Origin of the sequence: Mesorhizobium sp. WSM4898, from assembly GCF_029625845.1 — a bacterium.
In the GTDB taxonomy this organism is placed as follows: Bacteria; Pseudomonadota; Alphaproteobacteria; order Rhizobiales; family Rhizobiaceae; genus Mesorhizobium.
On sequence record NZ_JARTVQ010000002.1, the window covers coordinates 1,163,619 to 1,187,622 of the forward strand.

The following is a 24,004-nucleotide window of genomic DNA, read 5'->3' on the forward strand; positions in this document are numbered from 1 at the left end:
TTACTTGCGCAGGTTGGTCCAGATCTTGTTGTAGATCTCCACCACATCTGGCGGGCACGGCGGCACGAATTCCGGCGTCGGCGAGCCGGCCGGCGGGCTGATTTCCGGCGAGTTGGCGAACTCTGCAGGCAGAAATTTGTGGCTGCCGGCGATGCCGTTGTCGTAACCGGCATACTCGGAGATCAGCGCCGCGTTCTCAGGCGCCATGACGAAATCCTGGAAGAGCTTGGCGTTCTCCAGGTTCTTGGCGCCCTTCAGCACCGCGACATTGTCCATCCAGCCCTCGATGCCTTCCTTCGGATAGGCATATTTGATCGCCGGGATCTTCTGACGCGAGCGGTAGGCCGCACCATTCCACTGTTCGGTCACGATCACGTCGCCGGAAGTGATCTTGGTGATCGTGTCGTAGCTGAAGGTCTTCCATGACGGCTTGGCGGCCATCAGTATGTCGTTGATCTTTTTCAGGCTGGCCTTGTCTGCGCCGCAGCGCGGCACGCCGGCATAGCGCTCGGCCGCGTGCATGACGGTGTTGACGTCGTCGAGCACGTTGATCTGGCCCTTCAGTTCGTCCGGCGGGTTGAACAGGATGGCCAGCGTGTTGATGTCGCCCTTGAACTTATCCGTATTGACGGAGAACGCCGTCGTGCCGAATTGCCACGGCGCGGTGTAATGGCGTCCGGAGTCCCAGTAGATATCGAGGAAGCGTGGATCGATGTTCTTGCCGTTCGGCATCGCGTTGGGCTCGGTCTTTTCGAGCAGGCCCTCCTCGATCATGATCTTCACGGTGTAGTCGGACGGCACGACGATGTCGTAGCCCGAATTGCCGGCGCGCACCTTGGACAGCATGGTTTCGTTGGAATCGTAGTCGTCCAGCGTCACCTTGACGTTGTACTGCTTTTCGAACTTCTCGATCAGCTTGGGGTTGGTGTAGTCGCCCCAGTTGTAGATATGCAATTCGCCGTCGGCGAGCGCCGGAACGGCCCATAACAGCACGGCCGCGGAAACGGCCGCCATCAGTTTTCCAGACATTTGATGTTCTCCTTGCCTTCCCATTGTTTTGTGTTGGAGCTCACGGATCATTTGGCGCGTCGCCGCGCGATCAGGAACGAGACCGAGACGAACAGGATCGACACCAAAAGCAGGATGGTGGAGATGGCGTTGATCTCCGGCGTCATCGGCCGCCGGATCTGGTTCCAGATATAGAGGGGCAAAGTCGTCTGGCCGGGGCCGGCGACGAGCTGGGTGATGGTGAAATCGTCGAATGAGACGATGAAGGCGAGTGCTGCGCCCGACATGATGCCGGGAACAAGCAACGGCAGCGTGATGCGCTTGAAGGCCTTCCACGGCGTCGCGTAAAGGTCGGCGGCGGCATATTCCAGCGTCAGGTCCATGTCTTCCAGCCGCGCCCGGATCGGCATGTAGGCGAACGGAATGCAGAACACGGTGTGGGCGAGGATCAGATTGCCGATGCCGAAATTCAGCCCGAACGTGCCGGCGATCAGCGCGAAGAAGGAGAGCGTCGCCACCGCCGTGATGATTTCCGGCACCATCAGTGGCAGATTGATGACCATGAAGGCCGCCGCCAGCCCGCGCCACGGCTTCACTCTTGTCATGCCGATCGCCGCGAGCGTCGCGCACACGGTAGAGATTATCGTGGCGCTGATCGAGATGATCAGCGTGTTGCGGGCAGCGTTGTGGAATTCCTCGTTGCGCAATGCGCTGCCGTACCAGCCGAGCGTGACGCCCTCCCAATGCGTGACCAGCGAGCCGCTGTTCAGCGAGAAGATCATCAGGATCAGCACCGGCACGTAGAGCACCAGCAGGCAGATGACAGCAATCGAGCGGAAGCCCGGCTGCTCCTTGATGTCGATGCTGCGCGGCTCAGCCATGCTGCACCTTCCCTGACGTATTGCGGACGTAGAAGAACAGCGCCACCAGCACCGCGGCCATCAGGATCAGCGCCTGCGCGCAGCCGAGCGGCCAGTTGCGCCCCGATCCGAATTGCTGGGCGATGAGATCGCCGATCATCAGGTGGACGCCCCCGCCGAGGATCAGCGGCGTGACATAAGCGCCGAGCGCCGGGATGAAGACGAGCAGGCAGCCGGCGATGATGCCGGGCTTCGACAGCGGGATGATCACCCGCCACAACACCTGGCGGCGCGTCGCATAGAGGTCGTAGGCCGCCTCGATCAGCCGGAAATCGAGCTTCTCCAGGCTGGAATAGAGCGGCAGCACCATGAACGGCAGAAAGGCATAGAGCAGGCCGAGTTGGATTGCGAAATTGGTGTAGAGCATGGTGATCGGCTTATCGATCACGCCGAGCCCCAGCAGCGCGTTATTGATCAGCCCTTCGTCGCGGATGATGAACATGATCGCCAGCGTGCGGACCAAAAGGTTCGACCAGAACGGGATGGTGATCAGAAGCACCCACCAGTTGCGCTGCGCCGGCGGTCGCGTCGCCATGAAATAGGCGGTCGGAAATCCGAGCAGCAGGCAGATGATCGTCGTCACCACCGCGAACAGGAACGAGCGCAGATAGATGATCAGGAAGTCCGGCGTGAACTGCAGGGTGTCGTCGAAGATGTCGCGCTGGAACAGGAAGTTCAGATAGGCGTCGGTCGAGAACCGCCACTGCACGCCGCCATAGGGCGCGGCGGCCAGAAACGAATAGACGCAGATGATCAAAAGCGGGAGCACGCCGAAAATGCCGATGATGAGCAGCGCCGGCAGCGACAGCAGGCGGTTGCGTCGCGCGCCGGCTTTCACCGCCTGGGCTTCGAACAACGCGGCCTTGGAAGGCATGGTCGGGGAGAGCGTGGCTGTCGTCATCAGTCTTTCAGGACGCGCGCGGCGCCCTCCTCGAACTGGATGCCGACCTTGGCGCCGGTCTCGTAGGTCACCGGAGACGAGCGGCTGTTCTGATGGCGCACGATGAAGTTCTCACCGCCGTCGAGCCTCACGTGGTAATGCGTATCGGTGCCGAAATAGACGATGTTGGAAAGCGTTCCAGCGATCGTGCCCTTGGTCGGATCGGGCACCAGGTCGGCATGCTCGGGACGCACCACCAGCGTCACCTCGCCTGTCGGATCGAAGCCCTCCGGATAACCGGCGGCGATCGTCGCGTTGCTGGCGAATTTGACCGTGGCCGCCCCTGGCTTCTTCGACAACACCGTGCCGGCCAAGAAATTCGTCTCGCCGATGAAATCGGCGACGAAGCGTTCCGCCGGCTTGTCGTAGATGTCGCGCGGCGTGCCGACCTGGAGGATCTTGCCGGCCGACATCACCGCGATGCGGTCGGACATGGTCAGCGCTTCTTCTTGGTCGTGGGTGACGAAGATGAAGGTGATGCCGGTCTCGTGCTGCAGCCGCTTCAGTTCGATCTGCATCTCCTTGCGCAGCTTGTAGTCGAGCGCCGAGAGCGGCTCGTCGAGCAAGAGCACCTTCGGCTGTGGCGCGAGCGCCCGGGCGAGCGCCACGCGCTGCTGCTGGCCGCCCGAGATCTGGCTGGTGCGGCGCGCCTTGAGCGCCTCCATCTTGACCAGTTTCAGCATCTGAGCGACCCGTGCCTCGATTTCGCCCTTGGGCTTGCCGAGCATCTCCAGACCGAAGCCGATGTTCTGCGCCACCGTCATGTGCGGGAAGAGCGCGTAGCTCTGGAAGACGGTGTTGACGGGTCGCTTGAACGGCGGCAGCGGCGCGATGTCCTGGCCGTGCAGCATGATTTCGCCGGCGCTTGGGAAATCGAAGCCGGCAATCAGTCTCAAAAGCGTCGTCTTTCCGCATCCGGACGGGCCGAGCAGCGTGAAAAACTCGTTCTCGCGGATCGAGACGGACACCGTGTCGAGAGCGGCTACCTGGTTTTCACCGGTTCCAAATACTTTTCGTACGCCGCGAACTTCGATCGCGTTCTTACCCGGTTGTTCCGGCACGATTACCCCATTGAGAGAGCCTGCTCTTGGCGGCAGGTGCGTTCCTGTTTGATTGTCACCATAAGCCGACCGGCTTGGCAACTGCGGAGCTGCTACTCGTTTTTTTAACGCAATACCCATGCCAGCCTCAGGCCTAGTCAATCCTAAGCTTGGAAAGTGATCTTGCCGCCACAGATGGTGGTGACCGGCCGCACGGTGTGCAGCGCCTCCGGCGCCGTCTTCTCGATATCGGCCGACAAAACCACGATATCGGCGAGGTATCCGGGCTTCAGGCGCCCCTTGCGGTGTTCCATGAACTCGGCATAGGCGCCTTCGACCGTGTAGCCGGCAATCGCTTCATGCAGCGAGAAGCTCTGGTCCGGCAGGCCTTCTGCCCAAGGTTTGCGCAAGACCGCCGCCTGGATGCCCAGGATCGGGTCAACCGGCGAGACCGGCCAGTCGGATGCGAAGACGACCCGCGCGCCGGCATTCTTCAAGGTGCGCCAGGCATAGCTCAGCGGCCACTTATCATGGCCAATGCGCGAGATCGTCGGCTCCAGCGGGAAATTCATCGCGCCCGGCGGATGCGGCGGCTGCATCGAGGCGAGCACGCCGAGCTCGGCGAAACGCGGCACATCGGACGGGGTGACCACTTCGATGTGCTCGATGCGGTGCCGGCTGTCGCGCCTGCCGTTTTTCTTCGCTGCCGCCTGGTAACCGTCGAGCACGGCGCGCACCGCTCCGTCTCCGATCGAATGAACGGCGATCTGCAGGCCGCGCCTGTCGGCTTCGACCGCAACCTCGGCGAAATGCTCGGGGGAAAAAAGCGGCTCGCCGCGCCAGCCCGGACGGTCGGCATAATCGTCGACCATCACCGCGGTCCAGGAATCCAGCACCCCGTCGTAGAAGACCTTGACCATGCCGGACGACAGCCACTCGGAATTGTACGCCGCCGCCATGCGCGAGGCTTCTTCCAGCATGTCCAGCTTCATGAAATTCTTGAAGTGGAACGGGATCTTGGTGCGGCAGATGAGCCGTCCTTCCTCTTGCAGCCCGGCGAGCAGTTCGAGCTGGTAGAGGTTGCCGTCCATGTTCTGGATCGAGGTGATGCCGTGCTTTGCGCACCACTCAAGCCCGCGGTGCATGAGGTCTCGGTCGGCGGCAAGCTCCGCTGCCGACGGATAGGGATCCGGCTCCGCACCTTCGAGGCCGAGCCGTGTCCGGTTCGCGCCGAAATGGGCGAGCACGGGACCGAACGCCTCGCCTTCGCGCAACTCGCCGGCGGCAAGCCCGTCCGTGCCCATGACGATTTCGTTGCCTGGTCCCACCTGCTTGCCATGCAGCAGGCCGGCCTCTTCCAGCGCCTTGGTGTTCGCCCACATCGTGTGATGGTCAGAGGCCGACATGGCAAAGGGCCGGTCGGGAATGATGCGGTCGAGGTGATGGCGGGTCACCGGCTCGGGCAGGATCGCATAGTCTACACCGGCGCCGAGCAGCAGCCCAGCTTTCGGACGCTTCGCCGCAAAGCCCTGGATCGCGTCGCGAAGCGCGTCGAAGCCCTGGACGCCTGCAAGATGCAGATTGTCGAGCTCGGCCGCGCCGCCGAACAAATGCATGTGCGCTTCAATGAAGCCCGGCAGGACGGAGCCGCCCTGAGCATCGACGACACGAGTGGCAGGGCCTTTGCAGTCGCGGACGCTATCGCGATCTGCGATCGCAATTATCTTATCACCTTTGATGGCAATGGCCTGGGCGGCGGGGGTATCCGGATCCATCGTCAATATGCTGGCGTTCTCGACGATAAGATCGGCCGTTTGCGGCATCATTTTCTCCCGATTTGCGCCTAGGCTAGCAGAGTATTGGCGTCTGGCAAGCCGTCCCATGCTGGCCCGAACGACAAACTGAGATGCCCCTTGGCGGCGCCGGAACTCTCTGCCACAAAGCTGTTTGAGGCCCCGTTACCAGAACTCGAACAGCGAGCCAACTCCCAAAATGAAGACAGTTTTTTCACCGCTTCACGCCGGTCACGCCGGCCAGATGGAACTGGTCACCTCGGCGATTGTACCGGGTTTCGAGAAGCCCTCGCGGGCCGAATTCATCAAGGCAAGGGTGGAAAGCGAGAAGCTGGGGCCGATCATCGGGCCGGCCGAGCACGCCCTTGCCGCCGCCAAGCGCGTGCATGAAGCGCACTACATCGATTTCCTGCCGACAGTTTGGCCGGAATGGGTTGCCGCCGGCTTCAAGGGCTCGGCGATGGGCTTCACCTGGCCGACGCGCGGCCTGCGCGGCGATGTCCCGCCGAAGCGCATCGACGCCCTGCTCGGCTACTATTCCTTCGATGCCGGCGCCACTTTCGTCGAAGGCACATGGAAGGCGATCAAGTCATCCTATGACGTCGCGCTGACGGCGGCCGCCCTGGTCAAGGGCGGCGAGCGGACCGCCTTCGCGCTCTGCCGCCCGCCCGGCCACCACGCCGGCGCTGCCTTCATGGGCGGCTACTGCTTCATCAACAACGCCGCCGTCGTCGCGCAATGGTTCCGCGACCAGGGCGCAAGCCGTGTCTCGATCCTCGATGTCGATTACCACCACGGCAATGGGACGCAGGAGATTTTCTATCGCCGCGGCGACGTCCAGGTGCTCAACCTGCATGGCGATCCGATGGTCGAGTACCCCTTCTTCCTCGGCCATGCCGACGAGCGCGGCGAGGATGAAGGCGAAGGCTTCAACATCAACTACCCGATGCCCTTCGGCACCGACTGGGACGGCTGGAACGCGGCGCTGGAAGACGCCTGTGCCAAGCTTGCCGCCTATGCGCCGGACGTGGTCGTGGTCTCGCTCGGCGTCGACACCTTCGAGAAGGATCCGATCAGCCAGTTCAAGCTGAAGAGCGAAGACTATCCCAAGATCGGCCGGCGCATCGCCAAGCTCGGCCTGCCGACGCTGTTCGTCATGGAAGGCGGCTACGCGGTTGAGGAAATCGGCATCAACGCCGTCGGCGTGCTGACCGGCTTCGAGGACCGCTGAGCCATATCTGATCAAAAGGACGCGCTTCCGCCTGCAACGAAGCGTTATTTTTTCGATTTCACCGGGAAATCATCGGCTCGGTGCAGCTCTGAAGCCACCCCCAAGCAACGCGATGAGCAGCCGCTGAGTCGCAACACGAGTCCAGCGGATTCGATTTTGTCAAATCGCGTTTGATGTCGGATTCATCTGCGGGTAGATTAGACCCGAATCAGCCGGTCCACGGGGGGCGCGGCGACCACCCAAAGTCTCAAGTTCCGGCGTCCTGCCGGTACCAGACGCGGACGGCTTCGCGTTCCCTGTAAGGATTCGGCTGGGTTGGGCGCTGTGCGCGCCCGTGGGTGTGTCTTCGTAAACGTGACGCGTTTCGGGTCCGAGCGCTGGCCAATGCCAGCACCGGGCGCAAGGATCGATTCCGGTCAGAATATCAAAATGAGCAGTCCCGCCGCGCTTCTTCATTCCGACGCTTCAGGCTCGCGCCTGGCGTCGCGCGGCGATCTCACCAGTTTCTTCATGCAGCTTTCAGCGGATATCGGCGCCGACAGCTATATGTTGGTCGCCATGGTGCACGATCAGGATCGAAACGACGCGCGTATCGTGTCGTCGAACTGGATTTTCGACGCCATCGAGTTGATCGGCAAGCGGCTGATTGCCAATCTCGCGCTCGGCCCGCTGACGGCAGCGCCGGGCGTGCGCCCCAAGGCATTGGTCGCGGCGCATGCGCCCGACGCCGGCACGCTACTGAGCGGCGAGGAAGCGCGGCTGCTCGATGTGCTCGGCCACGCCGAGATCTATTCGCTGAGGTTGAATGTCGGCCGCCAGCGCCTTTTCGTGCTGTTTTCCGCCGCCGAGCCCGCCAAGATCGACCTTACGGCCTTGATGAAGGCGCAGCTGAAATGCTGCTACGCGTTATCCAGCATCCCGCAATTGATCGCCGCGGCATCCATGCAGGATCCGCTGTCGGACCGCGAGCGCGAATGCCTGTTCTGGGTATCGGAGGGCAAGACCACCGACGAGGTGGCCCTCATCCTTGGCGTCTCGTCGAACACCGTCAACAGCTACATCACGCATGCCATCCAGAAATTCGCGGCTTCGAACCGCGCGATGGCGATTGCGACCGCTATCAGGAGCGGCATCATTTGAAGCACGCACAGATCAAAGAGGCCGCTGCCGCCCTTTTCAACGAGCAGCGCAATCCGTTCGGCGCCTTCTCGCTCGGATCGGAGACGCATCACGCGGTGACCATTCCGGACGCCGTGCGCCGCTGCCGCTGGATCGCGGTCGATATCAACGCTTCTGGTTTCGGACTCTTCTTCGTCAGCCCCTCGCTGGAGCGAGCGCGCCTGGTCGCCTGCTTCGATTCGGATTATCCGTCGACCGGCCTCACCACCAAATTCATCTCGGGCGCCAGCGGCGAGGAAATGGTGCGCCACAGCCGCATCTCGACGACGCCGCGCTGGTGGGCCGACAGCGGCATGGCCGTTTCGCAGCAGAGGTTGGGGAGCCTGGCATGGTCCGAACCGACCGCGCCGCTCGCGCCCGGCACCGACGGCATCGCCTTTCCGGTGCATGCGGAGCGCGGCCAGTGCGGGCTACTCGTCTTCCTGGGGCCGGATATGACCCTTTCGGACGACACGCTATGTGAAATCCACGCGCGCTGCTTTGCCCTGTTTGCGTCGGTCGCCCGCATCCGTCCAAGCGAAACCGGCAGGACGCGCGCCATTTCCAAGCGCGAACTCGAATGCCTGAAGCTGACCGCCAACGGCAACACCAGCGAGGAGATCGCGAAGCTCCTGAAACTGTCGGTGCACACCGCCAACCAGTATCTCACCCAGTCGACGCAGAAGCTCAACGCTGTCAACCGCAACCAGGCGGTCGCGAAGGCGCTGCGCCTTGGCCTGATCGAGTAGCTCGCCCAGGCCAGGCGCCGAGACCTGAAACATCGTCAGGGAAAAGCGAGCGGCTCGGTCCTCCGGATGCGCGCCTCGTCGATCGCGTCCTCGAGCAGGGCGGTGTTGTGCTCCGGCGTCTCGCCCGGCTTCTCGAAAGAGACGTAATTGACGATCACGGACGTGCCCTGCCCGGTCAGCATCAGCTGGAAATAGACGGTTACGCCGCGCGGCCGAAGCTCGAGATCGAGCACGATGCGCGGGCTGCCGCTCCAGTCGACATGCGCTTCGCCGCCATGACCGAGCCTGAGCGTGCCCGGCTGGAAATAGAGCTCCGCAGCCGAGTCCACCAGGTCCGACAGGCAGGCGAAATGCTCCAGCCGGATAAAGGCGATATAATCCGCGACCTCGATCAGGCGCAGCTCGCCCACCACGTCCTGGATGGCATTGGCGACGATCTGCTCGCGTGAATTGGCGTGTGGTTGCCGGTTCATGGATAGAAACAGCGTCCGATCATTGGGTTACTTTTCGCTCGGCCTTCTTCGAGTAGACGATCCGCACCAATTCGGCGACCGCCTGGTAGAATTGCGACGGGATCACGCTATCAACTGAAACTTGCTTGTACATGGAGCGGGCAAGCGCCACGTCCTCGAAGATCGGGATGTTGTTCTCTCTCGCGATCTCGCGGATTTTCAGCGCCACCAGATCCTGGCCCTTGGCGAGCACCAGCGGAGCGGAGTCCTCTTCGCGCACATATTTCAGCGCGATGGAATAGTGCGTCGGATTGGCGATGACGAGCGTCGCGCGCGGCACCGCCGTCATCATGCGCCGCCGCGCCCGGTCACGCGCCAGCGAGCGCAGGCGCGACTTCACGATCGGATCGCCTTCCGACTGCTTCAGCTCGTCTTTCACTTCCTGCTTGGTCATGCGCAGGTCGCGCCGCCAGTGGAAGCGCGACCAGACGATATCGGCGACCGCGACCGCCCCCATGACGAAGACGATCGCCACCAATATGTCGACGAAGATGCCGCGGATGACCATGCCGAACGACACCGGGTTGGTGATCATGCCGGCGAGCAGCCTGCGGTGATCTTCCGACAGCGTGAAGGCGAGCACGGCGATGGCGAAGGCAAGCTTGGCCAGCGACTTGGCGAATTCGACAAAGCCCTGCACGCCGAACAGGCGGCTCCAGCCCTTGGCGATCGAAATGCGCGACAGCTGCGGCCGGATCCGTTCGCCGACGAATTGCGGGATGTTCTGGAACACCGAAGCGCCGACGCCGGCGACCACCAGCAGCACCAGCAGGCTGACGACGGCGCGGCCGATTTCGAACAGCACGGTCTTGTAGAGCTCGATGACGTCGGTCTCGGTGTCCATCGGCCAGGCTTCCGGCTTTTCCAGGAACATGGCGAGGAACATGCCGAGATTGACGATGGCGTCCTTGGCGTAAAAGACGCTGAACACCAGTATGGCGAGGAAGGAAGCGAAGATCGCCGTCTCGCGCGAGTGAGGCAGCTTGCCCTGCTCGATCGTGTCGCGGATCTTCTTTTCTGTGGCTTCCTCGGTTTTGGAATCCTTGTCGACCGCGTCAGCCATGGTGCCCTGACCGCATCGCTATCGTCAGGCGGCTTCGGCGGTGGTCTGCGTCGAGGGAAGCTCGAACGCTCCCTGCCGCGAGAGACGAATGGTCGCCACGGCGATCGTCTTTCGCGCCGCCATGATGTCGGCCAGCGCGATACCTTCCGATCCCTGTCCGAGCTCGGATTCGATCATGCGGCGCGAGCGAGCGCCGATCGCCGACAGCACGGATTCGGTCAGCTCCGCCGGCGCGCCGCGCAAAGCCAGTGTGACGAGCTCCGTCGACAGCCCGTCGAACAGAAGCACGCGCGCCTTCTGGGCGAGCAGCGGCAAGTCGTCGAAGGCAAACAGCCGCGACCTGACCCCGGCCAGATCGGGCGTGCCCGCTTCCTCCAGATCCTGCATGAGTTCGTCGAGCTCGGGCTTGGCCATCTCGTTGAGCACGCTGGCGACGCGCTCCTGGCCGACCGAGGTGTCCCTGGTCGCTTTTTGCGAAAGCACGCTGGCGCGCAACTGGTTCTCGACGATCCTGGCTGCCGCATCCGGAATGTTGGCCATCGTCACCATGCGCTTGATGATCTGGCTGCGTATCGGCTTTTCCATCGTCAGCAGCACATTGGCCACGGTCTGCGGCGCAAGCTTCGACAGCACCATGGCGGACGTTTGCGGGTGTTCGCCGGCGAGGAAGGTGCCCAGGCGCGTCGGCTCGAGCTTTTCCAGATCCGGCCAGATCGGCGGCGGTCCCTCAGGAGCGGGCTCGAACTTCTTCTCGCCCATGATCGCGCTCATTTCCTCCGGCGACAGCGATTCGTTGAGGATCGTGTCCATCCGGTCCGCCGAATCGAGCAGGCCTGCGCCCTCGGTGAACTCGGCCTCGAATTCCGCAACGATGCGCTCCAGGTCGGTTTGCGGAATGGTGCGCAGCAGCCGCGCGCCCTCGATCAACGCCTTCAGCTCCTCCTGCTTGAAGAATTTGAGCAGCCGGCTGGCCGAGGGCTTGCCCATCGCCACAAGGATGGCGGCGGCCTTTTGTGGGCGCGTCAGCGTCAACGACGTCATTGGGCATGGCTCCACTGCCGGTGAATGCTCTCGCCGTCCATGCTCAGGAGCTCTTGGTAGCAGCGTTGATTTCGGTAAGCCTGATGCCGAAGCGTGTCGGATCGTGTTCAAGCACCGTGACCTCGCCACGCGCGATTCTGCGGCCGTTGACCACCACGTCGACCGGCTCGCCTATGCGGCGGTTGAGCGCTACCGTCGAGCCCTTCTGCAGCGCCATCAGCTCCGACACCGGCATTTCGGTGCTGCCCAGAATGATCTGCACATCGACCGGAATCGTCATAATGATCGAGGAATTGGCGCCGGCCTGTAGGGCGGCGTCGGGGCGGTTCTCCTCCTCCCGCAGCACGCCGCGCAATTCCTCGATGGCGCGGTCGAGCTGTTCGTCCGGCTGGTCGGCTTCGGGTTCGGCTTCCACCTTGGTCTTCGCCATGCCTCGTCTCCAATAATCCCAAGCCAGGCCTCAGCCCGGCACCAATCCGTCGACGAAATCCTGCCCGCCATCGTGAGGATGCCGGATGCGGACCGTGTAGTTCTGTCCGAGCTTGCCGAACTCGCAGACAAACAGCGTCTTGTCGCGCGCGCTGAGCTTTGCCTGCAGCTGCGCATCTTCCTCGAACTCGATCACCTGTCCGGGCTGGAAGGCGGCGAGATCGCCAAGCGACAGCCGGGCGAGCGGCATGGTGGCCTCGAGCCGCACGGCCGAGCGCATCACTTCCTCCGAAAAGCGGGCTCGCCAGTCGAATTCCGTCGTCTGGTCGCCGCCGTGATCGGCGGTGGCGCCGCGGGTCGCCAAAAGGATTCGCTGCGGGATCATCACCGTCACCGTGCCGGTGTCGGTCGGCGTCGAGATGCCATAGATGATGCGAACCGCCGCCCCGTCGCGTAGCACGCGCCGTTTCGCCTCGTTGCCGGACATCGCCCTCGGGACAGGCTGGCGCAGCTCGAGAGAACGCCGGCCCGATCCGTTCAGCGCCATCGCGACCTCTTGGAAGACGGTGGTGGCGACGTCGGTCTCGATCTGTGACAGGTCGCGCTCGATCGGCGCCACCGGCTGGTCCGGATCGCCGCCGAACAGCGCCTGGACCATGACGGCGATCGCCGGCGCGTCCATGACGAGCGTCATGGCGTCGGCCGAGGTCGGCGAAGGAACGATAGTCATGGCGAAGGTTTCGCCGGCGCGCATACGCGCATCGGGGACACGTCCCACTTCGACCGCCTGCAGGTCGACGGTGACCGGCGCGCCCAGCTCTGCGGAAAGTGCTTTCTGCAGCAGCGGCAGCGAGCGCTCGGCCATGCCGCGGCCGACGCCGATCACCTGCGCGGCCTCGCCGCTGTCGCCGACGAGACGCTCGATGATGAGAGCCCGGGTTTGCGACGGACTTGCCGGACTGGTCATGACGCCAAACGGCCCCGGCTGAAGTTCTGCATGCTCAGGCCGCCTTCTTCTCGGCGGTGCCGGTATTCATCGTGCTCTGCTCGACGGCATCGATCGTAGGACGCTCATAGGACGAAATGGTCTTGCGGCCGAACTCGATCGCGACCTGCGGCAAGGCGCCGTTCATGTAAGCGAGCAGCGTCTGCTTGACGATGATGTACAGGCGGTTCTTCTTCTCGCGCACCGTCTTGATCTTGGTGGCGACCGGACCGACCACGGCATAGGACAGGAAGATGCCGAGGAAGGTTCCGACGAGCGCAGCACCAATCAGCCCGCCGAGAATTTCCGGCGATTGGTCGAGCGCGCCCATCGCCTTCACCACGCCGAGCACGGCCGCGACGATGCCGAGCGCCGGCAGGCCGTCGCCGACCGCGACCATCGCGTGATAGGCCTTCAGCTTGTCGGTGCGGATCGTCTGGATCTCCTCATCCATCAGCGCCTCGATCTCGTGCGAGCGCGCATTGCCGATGATGATGATGCGGCAATAGTCGCAGATGAAATGCGTCAGGTCGTGGTTCTTGAGCACCGTCGGGAACGCCTGGAAGATCGCCGACTCTTCCGGATTGTCGATATGCGCCTCGACCTCGCTGCGCGACTTCGATCGCAACTCGCGCATCAAGCTGTGCAGGACGCCAAGCGTTTCGAGATAGTCGCGCTCCTTCGGCACGGCCTGCTTGAAGGCCTCGAGAATGCCCTTGCCGGTGTCCTTGACCGTCTTCATCGGATTGGCGACGAGGAAAGTGCCGAGCGCTGCGCCGCAGATGACCACCGCTTCCCAAGGCTGGATCAGCACATGCAGATGCCCACCCATGGCCATGAAGCCACCGAGCACGCAGCCAAGCGTCACCACAAGTCCGATCAGAATACCCACGACAGGTCCTTCCGCATGTCACGTCGGGGATCAGGGATAGTCCTCGTGCCTTGTGTGAGGCTTGAATCGCGATGCGGAAACCGATTCAGCCTCGCACAAGGAAGCATCGCTATCGTCACCGGAAAGCTTCGGCCGGAGGCGCAGATGTTGAACACCTATACGAGCTATCAGCTCATCGCCAAGGACATCCCAAAGGCAATCGACCAGGTCGAGTCGCAGCCCGTCGTGAAGCGTGATACCGACTACTATTTGGCCAATATCGGCAACGTCAAAAGCATCGACGATTTCGTCAACAACACTCGGCTGTTCAACTACGCGATGAAGGCGTACGGGCTGGAAGACATGGCCTATGCCAAGGCCTTCATGGTCAAGGCGCTCAAGGAAGGCGTGTCCGACTCCGACAGCTTCGCCAACAAGCTGAGCGACAAACGTTACGCCGACTTCGTCAAAGCGTTCAACTTTGCGGCTTACGGCTCGACCGCCACGCTCTATCCTTCCGCCCAGCAAGGCGCGGTCGACAAATACATGCGCCAGACGCTGGAGGAGAATGCCGGCGAGACCAATCAGGGCGTGCGGCTGGCGCTCTATTTCCAGCGTAAGGCGCCTGACATCAACAGCTGGTATGACGTGCTCGCCGACACGGCCCTTTCGAGCGTGGTGCGCACGGCTCTCGGCCTGCCCGACTCCATCGCGTCGGCCGACATCGACAAGCAGGCGCAGATGTTCGAGCAGAAGCTCGATATCGCCGACTTCAAGGATCCCGACAAGCTGAACACCTTCCTTACCCGCTTCACCAGCCTGTGGGAGATCAACAACCCGACGACCACTGCCGTGACCTCGGTCAGCGTGCTGTTCGCGCAGCCGACCACGGTCGGCATCTCGACCGATCTGATGATGGCCATGCAGAAGCTGAAGTTCTGAGAACACCATGCAGGACAGTCTCTACGTCGCCCTATCTTCGCAGATTGCGCTCGAACGCCGTCTCGACACCATCGCCGACAATGTCGCCAACGCTTCGACCATCGGCTTTCGCGCCACCGGCGTGAAATTCGAGGACGTGGTCTCCGGCACCGGGCCGAAGTCGGTATCCTTCGCATCCTCCGGCAAGACCTATCTTTCCAGCGCGCACGGCTCGCTGACCGAAACCGGCAATCCTTTCGATTTCGCCATCCAAGGCGACGCCTGGTTCGCCATCGAGACGCCGGCCGGCACGGTGATGACCCGCGACGGCCGTTTCTCCATGAACGAGAACGGCGAGCTGATGTCGATCGAAGGCTATCCGGTGCTGGACAGCGGCGGCGCGCCGATCCAGCTCGATCCGCGCAACGGTCCGCCCAAGGCCGGCGCCGATGGCTCGCTACGCCAAAACGACCAGCTCGTCGGCGCCATCGGCCTCTACGATTTCGACCCCGGCGCCAATTTCGTCCGCTACGGCAATTCGGGCATCGTTCCCGCGCGGACCCCGGAACCGGTCACCGACCGCTCCGATGTCGGCGTAGCTCAAGGGTTTCTCGAGGAATCCAACGTCAATCCGGTGCTGGAGATGACCCGGCTGATCCAGGTGCAGCGCGCCTTCGAGAATACGGCTGCGCTGATCCGGCAGAGTGCTTCGTCCACCGACGATGCGATTAAGACGCTCGGCGACAAGTAACGGGATGGCGAACGGCTCGTCCCTGCTCCGCGCGCCTGAGAAGCTTGCAGACGCCGGTCCCACGGATCGGCTGGCCGCGCTCGAACGCATCTGGCGGCGGTTCGACAACCCGGAAACGCTGCTCAGCCGCGGCGGCCGCGTCGTCGAGATCTCGCCCACTCACTACAAGGTGCGCGGCCTTTCGGACATTGCCAGGCTCGGCGACATCGTCGAGCAGCGCGGCAAGACCGGCACGCGCCGCGGCGAGATCGTCAGGATAGGCCGCGACGAGGTGGTGGTCGCGCCGTTCGAGCGCCACGCCGATGCCGGCATCGGCGACACCGTTTTCCGGCGCGGCCCACTCGCGGTCGCGCCGGATGTTTCCTGGCGCGGGCGCGCCATCGACGCTTTGACTCGCGTCATCGACGGCGGCCCGCCGCTGGTCAGGCCGAATGCCGCCGGCAGCGCCGACACATTGACGCCCGGCGCCATGTCGCGGCAGCGGGTCGACACCGGCTTTCTGACCGGAGTGCGGGTGATCGACATCTTCACGCCGCTCTGCTTCGGCCAGCGGCTCGGCATCTTCGCCGGCTCCGGCGTCGGCAAGTCGACGCTGCTTGCCATGCTCGCCGGCGCCGAGGCCTTCGACACGGTGGTCGTGGCGCTGATCGGCGAGCGCGGCCGCGAGGTGCGCGAATTCCTCGAGGACACCATCGGCGCCGACAGCATGGCCAAGACCGTCGCGGTCGTCGCCACCAGCGACGAGAGCGCCATGATGCGCCGGCGCGCGCCCGACACAGCCATGCGTGTGGCCGAGCATTTCCGCGACCAGGGCCATCGCGTGCTCCTGGTGCTGGATTCGATCACCCGCTTTGCCCATGCGCTGCGCGAGGTGGCGACGGGCACCGGGGAGCCCCCGGTCGCGCGCGGCTACCCGGCATCGGTCTTCACCGATCTGCCCAAGCTGCTCGAGCGCGCCGGACCAGGCGCCGAGGGCAAAGGCTCGATCACCGCCATCATCTCGGTGCTGGTGGACGGCGACGACCACAACGATCCGGTGGCCGATTCGGTGCGCGGCATCCTCGATGGCCACGTCGTGCTCGACCGCGCGATCGCCGAGCAGGGACGCTACCCGCCGGTCAATCCGCTGTCGTCGATCTCACGTCTCGCCGACAAGGCCTGGAGCGCGGAGCAGCGCATGCTGGTGACAAGGCTGAAAGCGATGATCGCGCGCTTCGAGGACACGCGCGACATCCGTCTGCTCGGCGCCTATCAGGGCGGCGCCGACGCCGAGCTCGACATCGCCGTGCGCCAGGTGCCGCTGATCTACGAGGCGCTCACGCAGTCGCCGAGGGACCGCGCATCGGCCGATCCGTTCACCGATCTCGCCCGCCATCTCAAGGGGAAGCAGAATGGCGATCAAGGAGACTGACCTGCAACAGACCGAGCGCATGCTGCGTGAGATGATTGCCGAGGCCAAGGCCGCCGAGGAGGCCGACGCCAGCCGCGACTCGCTCATCAACGGCCTGTTCCCGAAAAAGGTGGAGTGGCCGCAGCCGCCGCCGGTCCAGTTCCCCCGCCTGGCCAACAGGAAAGCGGACCGGCGCAGCGATTTCGTCGTCGCAGCGCTCGGCATCACGCTCGGCCTGATCTGCGCGCTGTTTCCCTGGTATATCTTTTTCAACCAGGAGCAGTTCGGCGTCCAGACCATCAAGTTCGGCGGCAGCGGCAGCAATTCGGGACGCGAGGGCGGCGGCGTCGCGGCCGAACGCAGCGGACCGCTGACGGCCAAGTACGTTCCCAACGCCGATATCGACCTGCTGGCCACCGGAACGGTGCAGGACGAACCCCCGCCGGCGCCTGGCGACCAGCCCTTCCCTGCGGCCGCGGCGGAATTCAGGATGGTGCATGTCGCCAATGGCCGCGCGATGATCGAGGACGACACCGGCCTGTGGATCGTCCAGCGCGGCTCCGTCCTGCCGGACTCCAGCCGCGTCGCCGCGATCGAGCAGCGCGGTGGCAAGTGGGTGATCGTCACCGATGCCAACAAGGTGATCCAGCTTTCCAGGTAATGGCCTCGTAACGGGCCGCGGGCTCGCTCCGCGCAAGGTCCGCGCAAGACTGGCAGCCTAGTCTTGTGCGTACTCGCCCGGAGAGTCCCATGGAACCCGTCAACCTCTTTGACCTCGCCACCCGGCAGTCGCAATGGCTAGCGGTGCGCCAGTCGGCGATCGCATCCAACATCGCCAATGCCAACACGCCGGGCTACACGGCAAACGACGTCGAACCGTTCGAAAAGGTCCTCGACCGGACTGCGGTGACGCTGGCGGCCACCCAGACCGGCCATTTGGGCCCCGAGGGGACCAATGCCGGCTTCAATCTCAAGCCGGAGGATGTCACGGGCTCGATAATGCCGTCGAAGAACACGGTGGTGCTCGAGGACGAGTTGATGAAGGCCGGCGAAGTTCGCCGCTCCTTCGAGCTCAACACGGCGATCGTCAAAGCCTTCCACTCGATGATGACGATGGTGGTGAAGAGCTGATCATGGACGCCCTGACCGCAGCCCTTAAAGTCGCGGCATCCGGCCTTGGCGCCCAGTCGGAGCGTCTGCGTGTGGTGTCGGAGAACCTCGCCAATGCGCAATCGACGGGCAACACGCCTGGCGCCGATCCCTATCGCCGCAAGACGATCAGCTTCCAGTCCGAGCTCGACCGGACGAGCGGTGGTTCGCTGGTCGAGGTGAGCTCGATCGCGCGCGACCCGTCGGACTTCCCGATCGAGTTCCAGCCCGGCAACGAGGCCGCCGACGCAAAAGGGTACGTGAAGATGCCCAACGTCAACGTGCTGGTCGAAATGGCCGACATGAGCGAGGCCAACCGCTCCTATGAGGCCAACCTGCAGGTCATCAAGCAGGCTCGCGATCTGATTTCCATGACCATCGACCTGATGAGGAACCAATAATGATCGGCGGTATCGGGGCACTACAGTTCAAACCGGCAATCGACGGCACGAAGGCCGCCTCGCCGGGCCTGCTTCAGGGCGGTGTCGGCACCAAAGCAGGCGAAGGCGTCGGCAGCAGCTTTGCGGAGGCTCTCAGCCAGGCTGCGACCAAGACCGTCAACACGCTGCAGAACGCCGAGCAGATGTCGATCCAGGCGCTCAAAGGCGACGCCGACACCCGCCAAGTGGCCGATGCGGTGCTGAGCGCCCAGCAGGCCCTGCAGACGACGATCGCCATCCGCGACAAGGTCGTCTCGGCCTATCTCGAAATCAGCCGCATGAGTATCTAGGACCGCGTCATGAAAGCCCTTGCCATCGCCGCGACCGGCATGAACGCCCAGCAAACCAATCTGGAAGTCATCGCCAACAACATCGCCAACATCAACACCACCGGCTACAAGCGGGCGCGCGCCGAATTCTCCGACCTGCTCTACCAGGTCGATCGCACCCAAGGGGTGCCCAACCGCTCCAACACCTCGCTTGTGCCCGAGGGCGTTTCGATCGGCCTCGGCGTCAAGACGACGGCCGTGCGCAACGTCCATACACAGGGCGAGCTGACCAGCACGGGCAACAGCTTCGACCTGGCGCTGACCGGCCGCGGCTGGTTCCAGATCGAGGGCGCCGACGGCAGCACGCTCTACTCCCGCGCCGGTGCCTTCAACACCAATGCCACCGGGCAGCTGGTCACCGCCGACGGCGCCACCGTCATTCCGGCGATCACCGTGCCGACCGACGCGGTCGAGGTCATCGTCAACAAGACCGGCCAGGTCTTTGCCCGTATCGACGGCCAGACCGACCTTCAGCTTCTCGGCCAGCTTCAGATCGCCAATTTCGCCAATGAGGCGGGCCTGGCGCCGCTCGGCGACAATCTGTTCCAGGAGACGGCTGCCTCCGGCCCGGCCAATGTCGGCGTTCCAGGCGATCCGGGCTTCGCCACCATCGAGCAGGGCTATCTGGAGTCCTCCAACGTCGATCCGGTCAAGGAAATCACCGAGCTGATCTCGGCGCAGCGCGCCTATGAAATGAACTCGAAGGTCATCCAGGCCGCTGACGACATGGCCTCGGTGGTCTCAAAGAACATCAGGTAACCGACGATGGCCATGCCGGCTTCCTGCCCTGCTTTTCGTCGCGCCGTGCTGGCCCTTGCGCTGGTGGTCGTCGACGTGCCGGCGCTTGCGCAAGAGACGGGCCCATCTCCCTTGCGATCCGGGGAGTCGGCCAACCAGCTCGCCGCCCATCAGGCGGTCGGCGAAGCCGTGCTGATCCCCAACCGGGTCATCTATCCCGGCGAGACGATCGAACTTGCGGCGCTGAAGCAGGTGACGCTTGTCCCGGGCAAGCACACGCCGGACGGAATGGCGACGCGCTCCGAGGAACTTCAGGGCAAGGTCGCCAAGCGCACCCTCGTGCCCGGCCGCTACATTCCGGCGGCCGCGATCCGCGATGCCTGGCTGGTCGAGCAGGGTGCCTCGGTGCAGGTCTATTTCACCGCCGGAGCGCTGACCATCTCGGCCGCCGGCGTCACGCTGCAGCCAGGCGCCGCCGGCGACCTCATCAAAATTCGCAATGTCGACAGCGGCAAGATCATTTCCGGCACAGTAATGGCCGACGGCACGATTCGGGTCGGCGCATCGTGAGGCGCGTCTTTGCCCTTCTGCTGAGCGCCGCGATCGGTCTTCAGCCCGCATTGGCCGATGGGCTCACGTCCAAGGCCAAGCGCGAACTTGCGCAGAAAAATGGCGGCGTTTACGACGATCCGGAATACGATCCGGCCACCACCACCCGCATGTTCCGCGTCTCGACGGGACCGAGCACGCTGCCGCCCGGCCAGGTCGCCGCGCGCATCAAGGACATTGCCCAGCTGCAGAGCGCGCGCGACAACCAGCTCGTCGGCTACGGCCTGGTCATCGGCCTGGCGGGAACCGGCGACAGCCTGCGCAACTCGCCGTTCACCGAACAGTCGATCCGCGCCATGCTGGAGAACCTCGGCATCGCCACCGAAGGTGGCAGCGCGCGCGCCAAGAACGTCGCCGCCGTCATCGTCACCGCCAACATGCCGCCCTTCGTCCAGTCGGGCGCGCGCATCGACATCGACGTCTCCTCGATGGGAGATGCCACCTCGCTTGCCGGCGGCACGCTGGTGATGACGCCGCTCAAGGCCGCGGACGGCGAGATCTACGCCGTCGGCCAGGGCTCGGTGATCGTGGGCGGTTTCGCCGCCCAGGGCCAGGCCGCGCAGCTGACGCAAGGCGTGCCCACCGCCGGCCGCGTGCCGAACGGCGCCATCGTCGAGCGCTCCGTGCCCGCCGAGTTCGACGACCAGGGCGTGCTGACGCTGCAATTGCGCAATCCCGATTTCTCGACCGCCATCCGCATCGCAGACGCCATCAACGACTACACCTCGCAGCGCTTCGGCATGCGCGTTGCGGCCGAGCGCGATGCCCGCACCGTGCAGATCAGACGGCCGAAGAACGTATCGGCCGCGCGCTTTTATGCCGAGATCGAAAACCTAGTCGTCGAGTCGGATGCGCCTGCCCGCGTCGTCATCGACGAGCGCACCGGCACCATCGTCATCGGCAACAACGTCAAGATCTCGCGCGTCGCGATCAGCCACGGCACTCTCACCGTGCGCATCACCGAGGCGCCGAAAGTGGTTCAGCCGGAGCCCTTCTCCAAGGGCGAGACGGCGGTCGAGCCCTTCACCGCCATCGAGGCCTCGCGACCCGACGCCCGCGTCGCCGTGCTCGACGGCCCCGACCTTGAAACGCTCGTTTCCGGTCTCAACCGTCTCGGCGTGAAGCCCGACGGCATCATCGCCATCCTGCAAGGCATCAAGTCGGCCGGCGCCCTGCAGGCCGACCTGGTTCTCCAATAGGCATGCCGATGATGGAGCTCTTCTCCTCAAACCCGCATCGTCGCCCGAGACTTCATACGACCATGAAGCTACTAGCCGCTGTCGCGATCGCTGCGCTGATGGGCGGCACTCCTGGTCGCGCGGAAGAAGTCCGCCAGGTGCTGCCCGGCGGACAGGCCCCGGCCCAGCCGGCTGATCTCGCGCGCGGCAAGGCGCCGGACGAGAGCGAGATCCAGCGCTTCTGCTCCAACATCGCCGATGCGGCTCGCGACCGCCGCTACGCGTTGCAGGCCGAGGAGCTGAAGCAGCTCCAGGCAGGCATCGACGAGCGCATGAAGGCGCTGGAGACAAAACGCGCCGAGTACGAGCAGTGGCTGAAGCGGCGCGAGGTATTCCTGGCGCGCGCCGAAGAGAGCGTCGTCAAGATCTATGCCGGCATGAAGCCAGACGCCGCGGCCGAGCGCCTGGCAATGGTCAACGCCGAGCTCGCTGCGGCCATCCTGATGAAGCTCGATGCGCGCAAAGCCGGCGTCATCCTCAACGAAATGGACCAGAAGGCGGCGGCGACGCTCACCGGCATCATGGCCAGCGCGGCGCGAAGGGTTGATCCGTCATGAAGTTGAAATTGCTCGTCCTTGTCGCGGTCGCGGCACTGTCCGGCTGCGGCACCGATCTCAAGGAAGTCGGCCGGGAGCCTGCGCTCTCACCGGTCGGCTCCGGCATCGGCAAAGGCGGCGCTGCCCCCTACTCCTATCCGGAGCCGCCGGCGAGACCCGTCAAGAAATTCTCGCTTTGGGATGATCGCCAGAGCAGGCTTTTCACCGATCCGCGGGCGCTGCGCGAGGGCGATATCCTGACCGTCAACATCAAGCTCAACGACAAGGCCAATTTCAAGAACAAGAACGACCGCAGCCGCACCGCCGCGCGCAAGCTCGGCTACGACGTGACGCTCGGTTGGGACGGCAAGAGCACCAGCGGCAAGGGCGATGCCGGCTTGAGCTCCAGCACCGAGACCAACGCCGACGGCGAGATCAATCGCTCGGAGAATCTCGAGCTCAATGTCGCCGCCGTCGTCACCGAAGTGCTGCCCAACGGCAATCTGATGATCAGGGGCTCGCAGGAAGTGCGCGTCAATTACGAACTTCGGGTCCTCACCATCGCTGGCATGGTGCGTCCCTCCGATATCGGCGCCGAAAACACCATCCCCTACGAGCGCATCGCCGAGGCACGCATCTCCTATGGCGGACGCGGCCGCGTGAGCGAGGTCCAGCAGCCGGCCTACGGTCAGCAGATCCTCGACCAGGTTCTTCCTTTCTAGGCCGGGAGCGCGCTGTCGTGTCAAATGTCGAGCAGGCTCAGCCCAAGAAGGGACCTTCCCTTGTGGTCCAGCTCGCCATGCTCTTGGCCATGACGGGCGCGGCCGTCGGCATGGGCTGGTTCTCGGGCGGCTATCTCAAGCAGGGAGAAGCCCCGGCGCCTGTTCCTGCCGCACCTGAGAATGCCGGCAACCCGGAGAAGTCGGCCGAAGTGGGCAAACAGATCGCCGGACCGACGGTGGTCCAACTGGCGCCGATCACCACCAATCTCGCCGCCCCCAGCGAAGTCTGGATAAGGCTGGAGGCATCGGTGCTCTACGACGCGCCGCAGCCGCAGGAAATGACCGAGCAGATCCATCAGGACCTGCTGGCGTTCGTGCGCACGCTGAAGATGCATCAGATCGAAGGTGCCAGCGGCTACCAGCATCTCAAGGCCGATCTCGACGAGCGTGCGGCGCTGCGCAGCGGCGGCCACGTCAAACAGGTTCTCATCAGGACGATGCTGCTCGAATGAGAAAGTTCCTCATCGCCACGGCGCTCATCGTCGTCACCACCTCTGTCGCCGCGGCCCAGCAGCTCGATCTCGGCGGCATAGGCAAGGCCGACGGCACCACGGTCGGTTATCTCATCCAGATGTTCGGGCTGCTCACCGTGCTTTCGGTGGCGCCGGGCCTGCTGATCATGGTGACGAGCTTCACCCGCTTCGTCATCGCCTTCTCGATTCTGCGCGCCGGCATCGGCCTGCAGTCGACGCCGGCCAACCTGATCCTGATCTCGCTGTCGCTGTTCATGACCTTCTATGTCATGGCGCCGACCTTCGACCAGGCTTGGAACACCGGCGTCAAGCCGCTGATGGACAACCAGATCACCCAGGCCGAGGCCTTCGAGAAGATCTCGGATCCGTTCCGCAGCTTCATGCTGCACAATGTGCGCGACAAGGATTTCGATCTTTTTGCCGATCTCGCCCGCGAGCGCGGCCAGACTGTCTCGCGCGACACCGTGGACCTGCGCATTCTGGTGCCCGCCTTCATGATCTCGGAAATCAGGCGCGGCTTCGAGATCGGTTTTCTGATCGTGCTGCCGTTCCTGGTGATCGATCTCATCGTCGCCACCGTGACCATGGCGATGGGCATGATGATGCTGCCGCCGACGGTGGTTTCCCTGCCGTTCAAGATCCTGTTTTTCGTGCTGATCGACGGCTGGAACCTTCTGGTCGGCAGCCTAGTGCGATCCTTTACCTGACCGCCCCGCCGGGCTCGAGGACGACACTTAAGGCTTCGCCTGCTAAAGCCCGCGCGAATTATTTTGGATTAACCGTCCAGTTTAGCCGTTTGGTAGGAAGTTGCCCGCATAGTCCGCTCCAGATGGCGGGTGATCGGGTCTCAGCGATCATTGGCATGATGCCGCACCGTCATACCGGACAAGCCGGTATGTCAAAAAAAT

Annotated in this window: 28 protein-coding genes; 17 read left to right on the forward strand and 11 right to left on the reverse strand. The window is 63.8% G+C overall.

Annotated elements, in window-relative coordinates; genetic code table 11:
* The 5 genes from P9228_RS13010 to P9228_RS13030 form a co-directional block, all read right to left on the reverse strand.
* On the reverse strand, positions 1-1,029 hold the full coding sequence (locus P9228_RS13010; protein ID WP_067002357.1) for an extracellular solute-binding protein: 1,029 nt from the start codon (positions 1,027-1,029) through the stop codon (positions 1-3).
* A gap of 47 nt (positions 1,030-1,076) precedes the next feature.
* The gene (locus P9228_RS13015; protein ID WP_095777180.1) at positions 1,077-1,889 is read right to left on the reverse strand and encodes an ABC transporter permease; all 813 of its coding nucleotides are present in this window, start codon (positions 1,887-1,889) and stop codon (positions 1,077-1,079) included.
* The gene (locus P9228_RS13020; RefSeq protein WP_082953946.1) at positions 1,882-2,829 is read right to left on the reverse strand and encodes an ABC transporter permease; all 948 of its coding nucleotides are present in this window, start codon (positions 2,827-2,829) and stop codon (positions 1,882-1,884) included. The genes P9228_RS13015 and P9228_RS13020 overlap by 8 nt, the downstream gene beginning before the upstream one ends.
* Positions 2,829-3,929: an ABC transporter ATP-binding protein gene (locus P9228_RS13025; RefSeq protein WP_067326113.1), complete on the reverse strand. Its 1,101-nt coding sequence runs from the start codon at positions 3,927-3,929 to the stop codon at positions 2,829-2,831. Before P9228_RS13025 ends, P9228_RS13020 begins: the two co-directional genes overlap by 1 nt.
* A gap of 143 nt (positions 3,930-4,072) precedes the next feature.
* Positions 4,073-5,731 (reverse strand): amidohydrolase, encoded by a 1,659-nt coding sequence (locus tag P9228_RS13030; protein WP_278053799.1) that lies wholly within the window; start codon positions 5,729-5,731, stop codon positions 4,073-4,075.
* Positions 5,732-5,900: 169 nt separating this feature from the next.
* Here P9228_RS13030 and P9228_RS13035 point away from each other — a divergent pair, with 169 nt between their 5' ends.
* From P9228_RS13035 to P9228_RS13045, 3 genes are all read left to right on the forward strand, one after another.
* Positions 5,901-6,932, forward strand: coding sequence for a histone deacetylase family protein (locus P9228_RS13035; protein ID WP_278053800.1), 1,032 nt, complete (start codon positions 5,901-5,903; stop codon positions 6,930-6,932).
* Positions 6,933-7,361: 429 nt separating this feature from the next.
* Entirely contained in the window at positions 7,362-8,072 is a 711-nt protein-coding gene (locus P9228_RS13040) for a LuxR family transcriptional regulator (RefSeq protein WP_278053801.1), read from the forward strand.
* On the forward strand, positions 8,069-8,839 hold the full coding sequence (locus P9228_RS13045; RefSeq protein ID WP_278053802.1) for a helix-turn-helix transcriptional regulator: 771 nt from the start codon (positions 8,069-8,071) through the stop codon (positions 8,837-8,839). The genes P9228_RS13040 and P9228_RS13045 overlap by 4 nt, the downstream gene beginning before the upstream one ends.
* Before the next feature lie 35 nt (positions 8,840-8,874).
* Here P9228_RS13045 and P9228_RS13050 read toward each other — a convergent pair whose 3' ends face one another.
* From P9228_RS13050 to motA, 6 genes are read right to left on the reverse strand one after another with little or no spacing between them, the layout of a single operon-like run.
* On the reverse strand, positions 8,875-9,312 hold the full coding sequence (locus tag P9228_RS13050) for a hypothetical protein (protein ID WP_067002370.1): 438 nt from the start codon (positions 9,310-9,312) through the stop codon (positions 8,875-8,877).
* Between the two features lie 19 nt (positions 9,313-9,331).
* On the reverse strand, positions 9,332-10,414 hold the full coding sequence (gene flhB / locus P9228_RS13055; RefSeq protein ID WP_095800430.1) for a flagellar biosynthesis protein FlhB: 1,083 nt from the start codon (positions 10,412-10,414) through the stop codon (positions 9,332-9,334).
* A 24-nt stretch (positions 10,415-10,438) separates the two neighbouring features.
* Positions 10,439-11,455 (reverse strand): flagellar motor switch protein FliG, encoded by a 1,017-nt coding sequence (locus P9228_RS13060; protein WP_278053805.1) that lies wholly within the window; start codon positions 11,453-11,455, stop codon positions 10,439-10,441.
* A 43-nt stretch (positions 11,456-11,498) separates the two neighbouring features.
* Entirely contained in the window at positions 11,499-11,885 is a 387-nt protein-coding gene (fliN, locus tag P9228_RS13065) for a flagellar motor switch protein FliN (RefSeq protein WP_278053807.1), read from the reverse strand.
* Between the two features lie 30 nt (positions 11,886-11,915).
* Complete coding sequence (locus P9228_RS13070; protein WP_278053809.1) at positions 11,916-12,851, reverse strand: FliM/FliN family flagellar motor switch protein; 936 nt, start codon at positions 12,849-12,851, stop codon at positions 11,916-11,918.
* A 34-nt stretch (positions 12,852-12,885) separates the two neighbouring features.
* Positions 12,886-13,761: a flagellar motor stator protein MotA gene (gene motA, locus P9228_RS13075; protein WP_067002381.1), complete on the reverse strand. Its 876-nt coding sequence runs from the start codon at positions 13,759-13,761 to the stop codon at positions 12,886-12,888.
* Positions 13,762-13,905: 144 nt separating this feature from the next.
* Between motA and P9228_RS13080 the strand changes: the two genes are divergently transcribed.
* The 14 genes from P9228_RS13080 (at position 13,906) to fliP (ending at position 23,803) form a co-directional block, all read left to right on the forward strand.
* Entirely contained in the window at positions 13,906-14,682 is a 777-nt protein-coding gene (locus P9228_RS13080) for a DUF1217 domain-containing protein (protein ID WP_067326092.1), read from the forward strand.
* 7 nt (positions 14,683-14,689) lie between these two features.
* Positions 14,690-15,412 carry a flagellar basal-body rod protein FlgF gene (gene flgF / locus P9228_RS13085; RefSeq protein ID WP_067002386.1) on the forward strand — a complete coding sequence of 241 codons (723 nt, stop codon included), beginning with the start codon at positions 14,690-14,692 and terminating at the stop codon, positions 15,410-15,412.
* Between the two features lie 4 nt (positions 15,413-15,416).
* Positions 15,417-16,823 carry a flagellar protein export ATPase FliI gene (gene fliI / locus P9228_RS13090; RefSeq protein WP_127246055.1) on the forward strand — a complete coding sequence of 469 codons (1,407 nt, stop codon included), beginning with the start codon at positions 15,417-15,419 and terminating at the stop codon, positions 16,821-16,823.
* Complete coding sequence (locus tag P9228_RS13095; protein WP_278053812.1) at positions 16,804-17,463, forward strand: hypothetical protein; 660 nt, start codon at positions 16,804-16,806, stop codon at positions 17,461-17,463. The genes fliI and P9228_RS13095 overlap by 20 nt, the downstream gene beginning before the upstream one ends.
* A gap of 89 nt (positions 17,464-17,552) precedes the next feature.
* Positions 17,553-17,933 carry a flagellar basal body rod protein FlgB gene (gene flgB, locus P9228_RS13100; RefSeq protein WP_095823386.1) on the forward strand — a complete coding sequence of 127 codons (381 nt, stop codon included), beginning with the start codon at positions 17,553-17,555 and terminating at the stop codon, positions 17,931-17,933.
* Positions 17,934-17,935: 2 nt separating this feature from the next.
* Positions 17,936-18,352, forward strand: coding sequence for a flagellar basal body rod protein FlgC (gene flgC, locus P9228_RS13105; protein WP_067326083.1), 417 nt, complete (start codon positions 17,936-17,938; stop codon positions 18,350-18,352).
* Positions 18,349-18,681 (forward strand): flagellar hook-basal body complex protein FliE, encoded by a 333-nt coding sequence (locus P9228_RS13110; RefSeq protein WP_278054074.1) that lies wholly within the window; start codon positions 18,349-18,351, stop codon positions 18,679-18,681. Before flgC ends, P9228_RS13110 begins: the two co-directional genes overlap by 4 nt.
* Before the next feature lie 9 nt (positions 18,682-18,690).
* Positions 18,691-19,479 (forward strand): flagellar basal-body rod protein FlgG, encoded by a 789-nt coding sequence (gene flgG, locus P9228_RS13115; RefSeq protein WP_067002397.1) that lies wholly within the window; start codon positions 18,691-18,693, stop codon positions 19,477-19,479.
* A 6-nt stretch (positions 19,480-19,485) separates the two neighbouring features.
* A complete protein-coding gene (flgA, locus tag P9228_RS13120; RefSeq protein WP_278053814.1) occupies positions 19,486-20,028 on the forward strand; it encodes a flagellar basal body P-ring formation chaperone FlgA in 543 nt (180 codons plus the stop codon).
* Positions 20,025-21,266, forward strand: a complete 1,242-nt coding sequence (locus tag P9228_RS13125) for a flagellar basal body P-ring protein FlgI (RefSeq protein ID WP_278053815.1) — start codon at positions 20,025-20,027, stop codon at positions 21,264-21,266. The genes flgA and P9228_RS13125 overlap by 4 nt, the downstream gene beginning before the upstream one ends.
* A 62-nt stretch (positions 21,267-21,328) precedes the next feature.
* Positions 21,329-21,862 (forward strand): MotE family protein, encoded by a 534-nt coding sequence (locus P9228_RS13130; RefSeq protein WP_095800636.1) that lies wholly within the window; start codon positions 21,329-21,331, stop codon positions 21,860-21,862.
* Entirely contained in the window at positions 21,859-22,563 is a 705-nt protein-coding gene (gene flgH / locus P9228_RS13135; RefSeq protein ID WP_278053817.1) for a flagellar basal body L-ring protein FlgH, read from the forward strand. The genes P9228_RS13130 and flgH overlap by 4 nt, the downstream gene beginning before the upstream one ends.
* Before the next feature lie 17 nt (positions 22,564-22,580).
* On the forward strand, positions 22,581-23,075 hold the full coding sequence (locus tag P9228_RS13140; protein WP_278053818.1) for a flagellar basal body-associated FliL family protein: 495 nt from the start codon (positions 22,581-22,583) through the stop codon (positions 23,073-23,075).
* Positions 23,072-23,803, forward strand: coding sequence for a flagellar type III secretion system pore protein FliP (gene fliP, locus P9228_RS13145; RefSeq protein ID WP_095777164.1), 732 nt, complete (start codon positions 23,072-23,074; stop codon positions 23,801-23,803). The genes P9228_RS13140 and fliP overlap by 4 nt, the downstream gene beginning before the upstream one ends.
* Positions 23,804-24,004 lie beyond the last annotated feature (201 nt).